Origin of the sequence: Candidatus Fokinia cryptica (assembly GCF_034359305.1) — a bacterium.
GTDB lineage: Bacteria > Pseudomonadota > Alphaproteobacteria > Rickettsiales > Midichloriaceae > Fokinia > Fokinia crypta.
Genome location: NZ_CP110343.1, coordinates 467916 through 480542, shown reverse-complemented (window position 1 = coordinate 480542; position 12627 = coordinate 467916). Strand labels below are relative to the sequence as shown.

Genomic DNA, 12627 nt, shown 5'->3' with positions numbered 1-12627 from the left:
ATACCTACTACTCCACCGTAACAGATTTAGCTAAATTCCGTGGTTTATCCACATTCAACTCCAAAATCTGAGCAATCGATATCGCTATCATTTGCCCTATAATTATATTTAAAAGTGGAGTAGAGAAGGGGACTTTCGAAGTATTATGAATATTAAAAGTAGTAAATCCGACATTATCATCATCCATCTGCTGATTACTATCAAAAGCAATCACATTACCTTTTCTCGCAAGAACTTCCTGCACATTATTTCTTACTTTATCTCTGTACTCATCCAAGAATGCTATAACAAGAGTTTTTTCATCAACTAGAGCAATATGGCCGTGTTTCAACTCTCCTGATGGAATTGCTTCCGTTGGAATGTAAGTAAGTTCTTTTATTTTCAAAGCACATTCAATCCCAGAATAATACGAAATTCCTTTCCCTATGATAAGAATTTTATTTATTCCAGAATTTAATAAAATAACTAAAGCATCTTTAACATCAGACCATAATTTAAGCATATCTCTTATATTTTGACTAATTATACCATATTCACTCTCTGATGTTTTATTATGGAATAAAGTATCAAAAAGCATCGACAATACTATTAAATGAGATGTAAAGCTTTTTGTAGAGGCAACACCAACTTCAACTCCTATATCTACATGCATCAAATATTTAGTACTTCTCGCGAGTCTGCTATGTAAACGATTTACTATCCCTAAGGTATCGCATCCTCCTATTAGCTCCAAACACTTTATAGTATCGGCTGTTTCACCAGATTGTGATACAAGGATATAAAGTGCATTATTATGAGGAGGGTGTTTTTTTATAGAGAATTCTGATGCAATTTCAGCTTTAATAACGCAATTAACATTTCTTTCCAAAATCAGCTCTTTTACAAGATTACAAGCATTAAACGAACTACCACATCCAATCATCACTATTTCGCTATACCGTGTAATATCTATATTGAGAGTCAGTAATTTCTGCATAACATCGACATGCATAGAATCTACTATGTCTATTTGCTCGTATACTTCTTTTTCTGTATGCGTACTGTAGGAATTATGATGAATTTGCGGAACATTCTCCACTTTAAAAGGAGATAAGTTTAGAGATATGGAACTCTCGCATTGTTTTGAATATAGAGTATATCCATTACTAGTAACATGGAAAACTTCATTCATCTTCATATGATAAATAGAAGTGACACTTTCAGGAAATGCTAAAACGTCAGAAACTATATAAAAGTCATCGTTATCGGTTTTACCAATTATCATCGGAGTACCCATACAAGTTACAACCATAGCAGCATGATTGTATGAAACTGCAATATAACTACCTGTACCGCGAATATAATTTAAAGTTGCAATAGCAGCCTCCATAAGAGTTTTATTACCTTCCATTTCTTTATCTAGTAATACGGCAATTACTTCGGTATCGGTGTCACTAAGCAATTTATAGGTAGAGGTAATTGTAGATTTTAAAGCATGATAATTTTCTAAAACTCCATTATGCACTATATATATGCCATTTGCTTTAATCGGATGAGCATTAGCTTCAGTGACAGTACCATGTGTTGCCCATCTCGTGTGAGCAATACCTATATTATAGTGAAAAAGCTCATCTTCGTTCGGTGACTTTAACTTTACTTCAAGATTTTTAACTTCTCCAACCGTTTTTATTAACTTCGGTTCAACGTCAGAAAAAGAAGAAAATACTGCAACTCCGCAAGAGTCATATCCTCTATATTCTATAAGATGCAACGCGGTACAGAGTCGATTTAAAATAGAGTGATCACTATTTTTGTTCTTCCTTATGCTTTTATCAAATATCCCTATAATACCACACATCGCTTATGTTTATGAATCACAATACCTCTTTTTAATAGAATTCATATTATATACCTCAAGAGAGAGAAAAATACCACTCTAAAAGCTTTTTTTGATAGTATTTTTTTGATAGTACTGAAAGAAAATACGCCTTATCGAATAAGATAGTGATAACTTTCATATTATATACCTCAAGAGAGAGAAAAATACCACTCTAAAAGCTTTTTTTGATAGTATTTTTTTGATAGTACTGAAAGAAAATACGCCTTATCGAATAAGATAGTGATAACTTTCCATAATTTAAATTATCATACTATATCAATCCTTGCATTCTTGCAATAACTGACGAGAATCTTCTAAGGCAGTAACTTCTTCTCTTCTTTTAAGGCAGTAACCTCTTCTTTTAAGGCAGTAACCTCTTTTTTTAAATCTGCTATTTCACTCAGTGTTTGATTCACTGCGGGATATAAGTACATATGTAACCACGAACGAATGTTTCTCTCGCTCTCGTTCAGAGGGGGTATGGTTAAACTAGATATTCTGTGTTTCATATTAATTTATTAAAAAATTACGAAAATTGAGTAGTAGAAAGTTCGTGCCCCAGTATCAAGTGAGGATAACATCATAATGATTTTTTCTTTCCTTTTCTAGATTACTTCTTATACCCCGTAGAGCCAAAGCCTCCATCACCCCTACTAGTATCAGAAAGAGATGCAACGGCAACAGGCTTACAAGTAACTACGCTACAAATCACCATTTGAGCAATCCTCATCCCTCTGGTCACTACAAAATCCTCTGAGCCGAAATTTATCAGTATAACGCCTATTTCCCCCCTATAATCAGAATCTATTGTGCCAGGCGAATTCAGAACCACAACTCCATATTTCATTGATAATCCTGATCTACTTCTAATTTGAGCTTCATAACCAACGGGAAGCTCTATAGCTACCCCAGAGCTTATAAGCTTCCTACTCATACTACTAATCACCACATCACTCTCCACAGCGGCATAAAGATCCATTCCAGCACTACCAAGAGTAGCGTATTCTGGAAGAGGTAAATCTCCGAAATGAGGTAATTTCAGAAATTTCACTTCTAATTTAGCGTGCATTCTTTCTATTAACCTAGTTAATTAGTCTTTTAAAACGCTAAAAGTACCAAATTTTCTTTGAAATTCCTTTACCTGATCTACAGTTGCATCAACTGAACGCTCAGAAGTCCACGCTTGATGATTTTTAGCCGAAATACTTAGCGTCATCTCAGAATGCTTATATGTGGAACGTATTTGAAATTTCGTTCCATCAACATCTTTTACTTCAACATTTTTATAGCTCGGATGAATAGAACTTAGATACTTTGTTTTGCTCTGAGAATCCCCCTTCTTTAAGCTCACTACCGGAGCTTTACCTTGAGTCTTGGTCACTTTCTTCTTTGCATCAATCTTTTTTTTCATCACAATATTATTTGAACGAACAATGATTAAATGTATGATGGCATACATAGTTCTTTAATTCAAGGTTCACATCTATCATGTGGTACATTTTCAGATTATCTTTGATAATAGCGTGCACATCTACTTTAGTCGGATGTTGCTCAGTACTTCTCGGTACTGTAGCTGGAGTGAGTGTTTATTCCGCAACAGATAAAAGAACACTTGGTACTCAAGTAGACGATAAAATACTGATGCTAGAAGTACGTAATATAGTTAATGGTGCTTGTGATGGTAGGTATTGCAATTTACGTTACAATGCGTTTGAGGGAGAAGTAGTCGTTGTAGGTGATATTGATATTGAGTATACAAAAGATACACTGATAAATAAAATTCGTGAAAATAGCAGAGCTACTAAAGTCTTTTCTGATATATCGATAACTGGAAGCTCTCAAGAAGCTCAAAATAAAACGCAAGACGTTATCCTTGAAAAAAATATCGCTTTACAACTTATACTAGAGAAAAAGGTCGAATCTGGTAGATATTCCATAATTGTGCATGACAAAGTTGCATATGTATTAGGAAAAGCTGCAAATAAAGAAGAATTAGAACAAGTAATACTAGTAATTAGGAATGTAAAAGATGTTGAGAAAGTGGTAAGTTATGCGTATGTAAATCATTTTTAATAATGTTAAATTAATTGCTAAAAAAAAGAATTAGACACTATTAAGTAGTGGGAAATGTGAAAGATATTGAAAAGGTGATGAACTACGCATATATATCAAACTGTGTATACTGTAATGGTAAGGACATGTTTGAAAAAGAGAAAGAATTACAATCTGAGACGACTCAAGAAAGTGATGACGTGGTCTCAAGCAGTGAGGATAAAGTAGTTGCTGAAAATAAGGTACAAGAAGAATTAGATGCCCTAAAAACTCAACTTGACGTATTAGTTGAAAAGAACAACGTCCTAGAAGAGCAAGTGAATAGCTTAAAGGAAGGATTAGCATCAGCTTTGACTGAAACGGAAAATCTTAGGAAGAGACATAAAATTGAATTAGAAAAAGCTGGAAACGACTTCATGTCTAAATTTATTGGCGACATGACTGAGGTTTTTGAGAATTTTTATAGAGCAAGAGAGCACGCAGATGGAGGAGAAGATACAATTCGTCTTGTAGCTGACGGCATAAAAATGAATATAAAGATATTCGAAGATGTTCTGAAGAAGTATAATATAGAAAGAATCTTCCCTCAAAAAGGAGAAATGTACGATTACCATAAACACCAAGCAATTAGCACACTTGGAGATGATGCATATCCCGCTAACTCAATCTTAGAAGTAATGAGAGCTGGCTATATATGCAAAGATCTCTTAATTAAGCCTGCTTTAGTTTCTGTTTCTAAAAAAGAGGTAGATGTATGAATCACGAATATGATAGTATACTTGTCGCTGACGATGATTATGATATAAGAGAACTGATAAGTGGTATTTTAGAAAGTGCTGGCTATAAAGTGCTTAAGTGTGCAACTAGCACAGAAGCACTCGATATAGTAAGAAGTGGTATAGTAAAATTAGCACTATTGGATATATGGATGGAATCTGATGAAGAAGACGGAATCATAGCTCTAAAACGAATAAAGAAGATGGTACCATTAGTACCGGTGATAATGATAAGCGGTCACGCATCCCCTGAAATTTCAGCTTTAGCAATGAAATTTGGAGCATATGATTTCTTAGAGAAACCTTTTCGCAGAGAGAGGTTATTATTAGCAGTAAAAAGAGCAATTGAAAGTCTAGAATTGGCTAGAACAAATATGCTTTTAAGAAAAAGAGAAGCGGAAAACTCCTTTATAGGAAATACGAAGGAGATTATAAAAATAAAAAAATTAATAGATAGGCATGCAAATTCTAGTGGGAGATTCATGATCACCGGTGCTATTGGTACAGGAAAAACATTAATATCTCAACTAATACATATGCTTTCAGATTGTGAACATCATAAGTTGTATCACCTGAGAATATTGAATCATTCTGAGAGTGACGCAGATAAAATGCTTTATGAAACCTTACAAAAAGCAAACGGAGGTACCTTAATTATAGAAGAAATAGATAAGATTTCATTAGAATGTCAGAAAAAAATACTCGATTTTATCAATACTCAGTATTTGAGTGAAAATGAGAATAAAGAAGAAATTAATATCAAATTAATAGGTAATTCGAGAAGTACAGAAGCTGAATGTAAAAATAATATGCTACCAGATTTGTATGCTAGACTATCTACATTTAGCATTCATATACCATCATTATCAGCAAGAAAATCAGACATCTTTCTGCTTATACAGTACTTTTGGCAGTATTTTAATGAGCAGTATAATGCTAATTTCGATTTTTCACAGTATGAAAAATTATTATCAGAAATGCAAAATCGTAGCTGGCTAGGTAACATCAGAGAGCTTCGTCATAAGATAGAAGAAATAATAATAGCTTTGTCGTCAAGTAGTACGTTAAAAATGCCTGAAGATGTATTCTTATCTACAATTTTAAAGCAAAATTATAGAGAAGCTAAGAAGAATTTTGAAAAGCTTTACTTTCAACATCATATCAATATGTACCCTAACAACTTATCAAAAGTAGTAGAACTCACAAAAATAGATAGAGTTACACTTTATAGAAAACTAAAAGAACTCACATAATATTTTTTTTAGCCTTTACGGTAATTTTATAATTAACTCAAACGCTCAGTAACGTTTTTACATCTAGCGAAGAAATATTCCCGACAATGGAAAGAGCATATCCAGTATTGATACTATTTACTAAAGAATTTAGTTCGTTCTTTATCTCATCTACCGAAATGTTCTGTACTTTAGCTATGATATCATCTATCTCTACAACCCCCTCGAACATAGCATATTCAGTTACCATATGAGAAGCTCTTGCAGAAGAACTTTCTGATGACATAATAATAGAAGATAGTATTCTATTTTTACCTTTTTCAATTTCTTCTCTATTTACATCTTCTACCATTTTTTTCATCTCGAATATAGATTGCTCCACTAATTGCTTTGCATTCTCAGGACTTGTCACACTGCTGATCGTAAGATAACCATAACGAGCGTAAGAGTGTATAGAAGAGTATATTGCATAAGCCAAACCAAGCCTTTCTCTGATACTGTGAAATAATCTAGAAGACATCCCACCACCTAATATTATATTTGCAATCCTCTGCGTATAGTAATTATCACACGAATATGATACTGCAGGTAAGGCTAATCCAACATGTACCTGCTCTACATCCTTTGAAATAGATGACATCCCACCACAAAAATTCGGTGCAACATACAGCTCTGGGGATGATATAACGTTTTTATTGATAGAATGTAGCGAATTTGTGATGCACTCTACATTGCCACAAAAAAGCTTTCTAACTTCTTCTATAGCCTTCTCTTCATCAAAATTACCAGATATACCTATAATCATCTGAGAATTCACATAATGCTTTTCAAAGAATGATAGCATTGCATCTCGATTTATACTATTGACAGATTCTATAGTTCCTCCAACTTTCATCCCGGCACTAGTGCCTTTATAGCATATCGCTTCTAGCTCCTCCGCTAGTATACTACTAGGATCATCAGCATACTCTTTCAACTCCTCCTTAATAACATTTCTTTCTCTCTCTACCTCCCCTTCGTTAAAAACAGAATTCTTACACATATCCGCAAATACTTCCATTAAAGTATAAAAATACTCCTTCAGTACTTTACCATGGTAAACTGTTACTTCACGCGACGTATATGCATTGATCGAAGCTCCAATTCTTTCACAAGCTTCAGCTATTTCTTTTGCATTTCTTTTCTCCGTTCCCTTGAAAAGCATATGTTCTATGAAATGCGATATTCCAGAAATTTCTACAGCTTCACTATTTGACCCAACTTTAAATAATATATAGAGAGCAACACTATGAACATCCGTACGAACATCTGTGAGTAGAGTGGCACCATTTACAAATTTTGAAACTTTCTTTTTTTGAATCATATTAGTCATTTTTTGATCAGTACTATTAGTTGTACATTTTACTAGTATAGGAAACAATAATTTTTTGGAGTCTTAGCGCAAATTCTTAAATATTGTAGCATCGAAATTCTTATAAAAATTCTATGGAGAATGCTGAAATTGTTATCAATGCCATAGAATAGCAACTGTACTATGATTTATATATTAATTATTATCTAATATATTACTGTCTAATATGTTACTATCTAGTATATTATTACCTAGTAAGGATATCTGTTTTGCATCGTTATGAGTTGCTTTATTACTATAGAAGGCGGAGAAGCAGTAGGAAAATCTACTCAACTGCGTTTACTTTCTAAAAATTTAAAAGAATGCAATTTCGATGTTTATAGTACAAAAGAACCAGGAGGAACAAAAATTGGAGAGGCAGTAAGGGATGTTATGTTAAGCGAAATGGTTTCAGATCCAATTACTGAAATGTTTTTGTTAAGTGCATCTAGAAGAGAAAATGTAAAAGTAATAAAGAAACACCTAAAAGAAGGTAAAATAGTATTATGTGATCGCTATATTGATTCTTCTATCGCATATCAAGTAACTGTAAAAAAAGGAGATTCAGAAGTGATATCAAAAATAATAGAATACTCTACTGAAAATTTGATTCCAGATTTGACTATAATATTAGATTTAGCACCTGAAATAGCAATGAAAAGAATTGCTCTCAGTGCCGCACATAAAAGCGTATATGATATGCAAGCATGTGATTTTCATTCAAAAGTTAGAGCTGCTTTTTTAGATATATATGAGAAAAATAGAAATATGAGAAAAATTATGTTGGTTGATAGCGCACAAAGTATTGATGTAGTTAGCGATATTATAATAAAAGAAGCAGTTAACTTAATAAACGAGTTACGTACACTAAATGCCCCCTTTTTAAAACAAGAAAAATCATCACTAAAAGACCGCTCAATATCAGTTAGTTAAATAGTGCATGTTCATTATAGAATGTACTGCAGTTTTTGGATGTACTCATGAGATAGCGTCTTTAAATATATGAGAGCGAAAATGTTTCAAACAAACGAAATAGTCATACCAATTTTTAAAAAATAATACCTTACGCTTCTGTACAAACAAAATAGAGATATGGTTCGGAATTTTCTAAAGAAAAATACTATATATGTTTTCTACTATTTCCTCTTTCTTTTACTTGCTATAAGTTCTTTTTTTCTAATCCTTATATTAACTGGGGTAATTTCTAATAACTCATCATCTTGTATATAAGAAAGGTATTCTTCTAAGTTCATCCTTCTAGCTGGAGTAAGTCTTATATTTTCATCACTACCCGCAGCACGCACATTGCTTAACTGCTTACCTTTTACAGGATTCACATCGAGATCACCTTCTCTATTACACTCACCTATAACCATTCCCTCATATACTTTATCTTTAGCTCCTATAAATAAACTACCTCTTTCCTCTAGATTACATAAAGCAAATGCTACCGCTTCCCCACTAATCATCGATATTAAGGCACCATTCCTACGACCTGGTACTTTTCCCTTGAATTTTTCATATCCAAAAAAACTGTGATTCATGATACCAGTACCTCTAGTATCATTTCTAAATTCACTTTGATAACCTATTAAACCTCTTGTTGGTACCTTTAATATTAATCTAGTTTTACCATATCCAGCAGCTTTCATTTCTAGTACTTCACCTTTTCTCACAGAAAGCTTTTCTATTACTACACCAGTGTATTCATCTTCTACATCTATTACAACTTCTTCTATAGGCTCTAATTTACCATCCTCACTTTCCTGAATTACTACCTCTGGTCTTGACACCGATACTTCAAAACCTTCGCGACGCATATTTTCCAGAATAATACTTAGTTGCAACTCTCCGCGACAATATAGTATAAATTTATCGCCTCCTTCATTTACTAGCTTAATTGCAACATTTGTCTCTGCCTCTTTCTCTAACCTCTCTAAAATCATACGCGAAGTTAATTTATTACCCTCTGTTCCAGCAAGCGGTGAGTCATTTACAGATATTGTAACTGACATAGTAGGAGGATCTACTGGTATTGAAGCAATTGGGCTCATATGATTAATACTGCATATAGTATCTGAAATAGTTGTTTTCTGTACACCTGCAATACAAACTATATCTCCTGCAACTACTGAGTCTACTGATACTCTACTTAAACCATGAAACTCAAATAGCTTCTGCAATTTGATATTTTCTACTATCTCTCCAGTCAAGCTTATGCTTTTCAAGGTAGCTCCAACTAATGCTACTCCAGAATACACTTTTCCTATAATAAGCTTCCCAAGATACTTATCCGAAGATAGTATAACAGAAGACATAGTGAATTCTTTTGTAGATTCGTCCACTATTGGATGAGGTACATAATCTCTCATCACGTTAAATAGATCGTCGAAATTTTTTGTTTTCTTATTCACATCTAAACTAGCCCAACCGTCCCTCCCAGCAGCGTATAATATCGGAAAATTTAGTTGCTCATCGGTAGCATCTAAAGCCATAAATAGCTCTACTATTTCGTCTAATACTCCATCTATTCTTTTATCTGGTCTATCGATTTTATTTACAACAACAATAGGCTTCAACCCTACTTTCAGTGCTTTTGAAAGTACAAATTTTGTTTGCGGCATTGCTCCCTCAGAAGAATCGACAAGCAAAATCACACCTTCAACTACTGATAATACACGCTCTACCTCGCCACCAAAATCGGCATGTCCCGGAGTATCTATCAAATTGTATTTTATCCCGTTAAAAATGAGGGAAGTGCATTTAGAAAGTATTGTAATACCCCTTTCTTTCTCTAAGTCATTATGATCAACAACTACACCATCCATACCACTTTGTACCAACAATCCACTCACTAAAGTGGTTTTACCATGATCAACGTGTGCTATCACAGCTACATTTCTAATATCTTTGTAATTCATTTCGTCATAAAACAATTTTCAAATTTATACATCGTTAAGCAATTCATTAACTAAAAAGTTCCACTACTCAATTCAATAGAGTACATGTTTCTCATATATTCACCGATACTACCATTAGTCTTTATAATACTCATAATATAATCGGCTAACTTCTTATCTTTTGCAAACATATAAACAGGATGTGAAAGCACTTTTCTACTAAAAGGATTATTTACAAATGTTCCTCCGTCTAAAGTTTGATAAGCTGCATCGTTAGAAGAATTGTAATCCACTATAGTAAGCGAACAAGTTCTAAAGACCTTCTGAAGCTCTCTTAGTGGTATATTTAGCATAATCAAGGCAATTTCACCACTTTTTTTACAAACTCTTTCCAAAGCATTATGAGTTGTAACTCTAGTGACGGTGCCATATTGAATATTAGATAAAGTCAAATTATCAACTACTTCTTCCGAATTATATAAGATATTAGCTTCTTTTAAGCCGTCAATATTAAAAGCAATGGAATCATCATACTTTATAATAAGCAATTTCTCCAAATAAAGCATATTCTTATTTGTGTACACAGAAGTGTTTTCGTTCTCAGAACCTATGAATAATGAACAATCATCACGCTTTTTTAGCTCTATTTTAGATTTTAAATGCACAACATTATATTTTTCCATCACTTTATTTTTATTTAAAGTATTTTTTTTGGCACTTAGCTCTATAAAATCCGCTAACTTTACACTAATATCCTCACCATCTATTACGCATATATTAATATCCGCAAAACATGTTGCATAGGAATACAGCGTAAAGAATATCACAAATTTTAAAATTTTTCCGCTAAACATCTAACCGTAGACTCTAATTCGACTAGCATCTATACTGTATATTACATATTTAAGCATTTAATCACAACACATATAGCGAATGAAATGATCTTAAAACTTACCAATTCACATAGTGGCAAATTAGAATCTTTTATACCTTTAGATCCAACTCGTATAAGTATGTATGTTTGCGGCCCTACAGTATACGATATTCCTCACATAGGAAATCTTAGATCTGCAGTAGTGTACGATCTACTTTTCAGAGTGCTCCTATCCCTATATCCTAACGTGACATATGTAAGAAATATTACAGATATAGATGATAAGATTATACTAAAAGCCATTGAATTAGGTATCTCAACGTCTGATTTAACGGAAAAAATAAAAAAAGAATATAAACACTCTCTCAAAAGATTGCATTGTCTGGAACCTGAACATGAACCTCATGCTACTTCACATTTACATGAGATGTTTGAGGTAATACGAGAGTTGCTAAATAAAGGATATGCTTATCAAAACGAAGATGGAATTTTCTTTAAGGTCAATTCTTACAATCGATATGGTTCTTTATCTCATAGAAAAATTGAAGAAATGGTACACGGGAGTAGAAAACAGTTTATAGCACAGAAAAAAGATATTGTTGACTTCGCTCTTTGGAAAAACGAAAAAATCGGAGAAGAGAAATATTCATTTGATAGCCCCTGGGGTAGAGGTAGACCGGGATGGCATACGGAATGTGTAGCAATGAGCAGAAAATACTTAAGCAACTCATTTGATATACATGGTGGTGGAATAGACTTACTATTCCCGCATCACGAAAATGAATTAGCTCAAGCAAAATGCCTCAATTACGATGAACAATATGCTAAATATTGGCTTCATAATGGATTTATCACAGTAAAAGGCGAAAAAATGAGCAAAAGTCTTGGTAATATAATATCCCTAGATAACATAGAGTTACCAATAATATTTGGAAATGTAATAAGATTTTTCTACTTATCGACAAATTATAGGAAGCCTCTAGATTACAATTCTACAGCTGTTAAAAATGCTTTTAGAAGTATATATAAAATTTCGGTAGTAGTAGATCTATTACTAGATAACGAAATGATACAGGAACATTTTAAAAAATATGCTTATAATCTTGAAAACATAAATCTCAAAGAATTGAGAAAAAACAATACTACATCGGGCAAGTATAAAGATGTATTAAAAGCATTATGCGATGATATAAATTCATCACTTGCAATATCTTATATACAGCAGGAAAGCACTTCGTTATCTAAAAAAATACGCACTTCATCAATATGTATTGAGGAATGTATCGATTTCTTTTCATCACTAATTTTACTAGGATTTAATATTATGGAATTCTCAAAAATAAAAATATTCGTAGAAAAAATTGAAGATACAAAAGGAACGAGTTGCGAAGAGCTAATAAAATTAGCACAAACACGACAAACTCTGAGGAACAATAAGCTTTGGGAACAGGGAGATAATATAAAATCCCAAATAGAAGATGCTGGATATTCAATATCAGATCATGAAGATGGTAACTTCACATTGCATAAAAAATTATGGTAGTG

12 protein-coding genes are annotated in these 12627 nt (G+C 33.0%); 5 read left to right on the top strand and 7 right to left on the bottom strand.

Features of this window, described 5'->3' with window-relative positions:
• Positions 1-7 precede the first annotated feature (7 nt).
• From glmS to rpmE, 4 genes are all read right to left on the bottom strand, one after another.
• On the bottom strand, positions 8-1837 hold the full coding sequence (glmS, locus tag Fokcrypt_RS02230) for a glutamine--fructose-6-phosphate transaminase (isomerizing) (protein WP_323721914.1): 1830 nt from the start codon (positions 1835-1837) through the stop codon (positions 8-10).
• Between the two features lie 335 nt (positions 1838-2172).
• Positions 2173-2367 (bottom strand): hypothetical protein, encoded by a 195-nt coding sequence (locus Fokcrypt_RS02225; protein WP_323721913.1) that lies wholly within the window; start codon positions 2365-2367, stop codon positions 2173-2175.
• A gap of 101 nt (positions 2368-2468) precedes the next feature.
• Complete coding sequence (gene dut / locus Fokcrypt_RS02220) at positions 2469-2927, bottom strand: dUTP diphosphatase (RefSeq protein ID WP_323721912.1); 459 nt, start codon at positions 2925-2927, stop codon at positions 2469-2471.
• Between the two features lie 21 nt (positions 2928-2948).
• Positions 2949-3269, bottom strand: coding sequence for a 50S ribosomal protein L31 (rpmE, locus tag Fokcrypt_RS02215; RefSeq protein WP_323721911.1), 321 nt, complete (start codon positions 3267-3269; stop codon positions 2949-2951).
• A gap of 77 nt (positions 3270-3346) precedes the next feature.
• Here rpmE and Fokcrypt_RS02210 point away from each other — a divergent pair, with 77 nt between their 5' ends.
• The 3 genes from Fokcrypt_RS02210 to Fokcrypt_RS02200 are packed head-to-tail and all read left to right on the top strand — an operon-like array spanning position 3347 to position 5939.
• Positions 3347-3931: a BON domain-containing protein gene (locus Fokcrypt_RS02210; RefSeq protein WP_323721910.1), complete on the top strand. Its 585-nt coding sequence runs from the start codon at positions 3347-3349 to the stop codon at positions 3929-3931.
• A 56-nt stretch (positions 3932-3987) separates the two neighbouring features.
• Complete coding sequence (gene grpE, locus Fokcrypt_RS02205; RefSeq protein WP_323721909.1) at positions 3988-4668, top strand: nucleotide exchange factor GrpE; 681 nt, start codon at positions 3988-3990, stop codon at positions 4666-4668.
• Positions 4665-5939 carry a sigma-54-dependent transcriptional regulator gene (locus Fokcrypt_RS02200; RefSeq protein WP_323721908.1) on the top strand — a complete coding sequence of 425 codons (1275 nt, stop codon included), beginning with the start codon at positions 4665-4667 and terminating at the stop codon, positions 5937-5939. Before grpE ends, Fokcrypt_RS02200 begins: the two co-directional genes overlap by 4 nt.
• Before the next feature lie 37 nt (positions 5940-5976).
• Here Fokcrypt_RS02200 and Fokcrypt_RS02195 read toward each other — a convergent pair whose 3' ends face one another.
• Positions 5977-7290: a M16 family metallopeptidase gene (locus tag Fokcrypt_RS02195; RefSeq protein WP_323721907.1), complete on the bottom strand. Its 1314-nt coding sequence runs from the start codon at positions 7288-7290 to the stop codon at positions 5977-5979.
• Positions 7291-7548: 258 nt separating this feature from the next.
• Here Fokcrypt_RS02195 and tmk point away from each other — a divergent pair, with 258 nt between their 5' ends.
• The gene (tmk, locus tag Fokcrypt_RS02190; protein ID WP_323721906.1) at positions 7549-8241 is read left to right on the top strand and encodes a dTMP kinase; all 693 of its coding nucleotides are present in this window, start codon (positions 7549-7551) and stop codon (positions 8239-8241) included.
• Between the two features lie 203 nt (positions 8242-8444).
• On the opposite strand, the gene typA is transcribed toward tmk, so the two are convergent.
• Positions 8445-10229, bottom strand: a complete 1785-nt coding sequence (gene typA / locus Fokcrypt_RS02185; protein WP_323721905.1) for a translational GTPase TypA — start codon at positions 10227-10229, stop codon at positions 8445-8447.
• Between the two features lie 50 nt (positions 10230-10279).
• The gene (locus Fokcrypt_RS02180; protein ID WP_323721904.1) at positions 10280-11062 is read right to left on the bottom strand and encodes a hypothetical protein; all 783 of its coding nucleotides are present in this window, start codon (positions 11060-11062) and stop codon (positions 10280-10282) included.
• Between the two features lie 84 nt (positions 11063-11146).
• Here Fokcrypt_RS02180 and cysS point away from each other — a divergent pair, with 84 nt between their 5' ends.
• On the top strand, positions 11147-12625 hold the full coding sequence (gene cysS, locus Fokcrypt_RS02175; protein ID WP_323721903.1) for a cysteine--tRNA ligase: 1479 nt from the start codon (positions 11147-11149) through the stop codon (positions 12623-12625).
• Positions 12626-12627 lie beyond the last annotated feature (2 nt).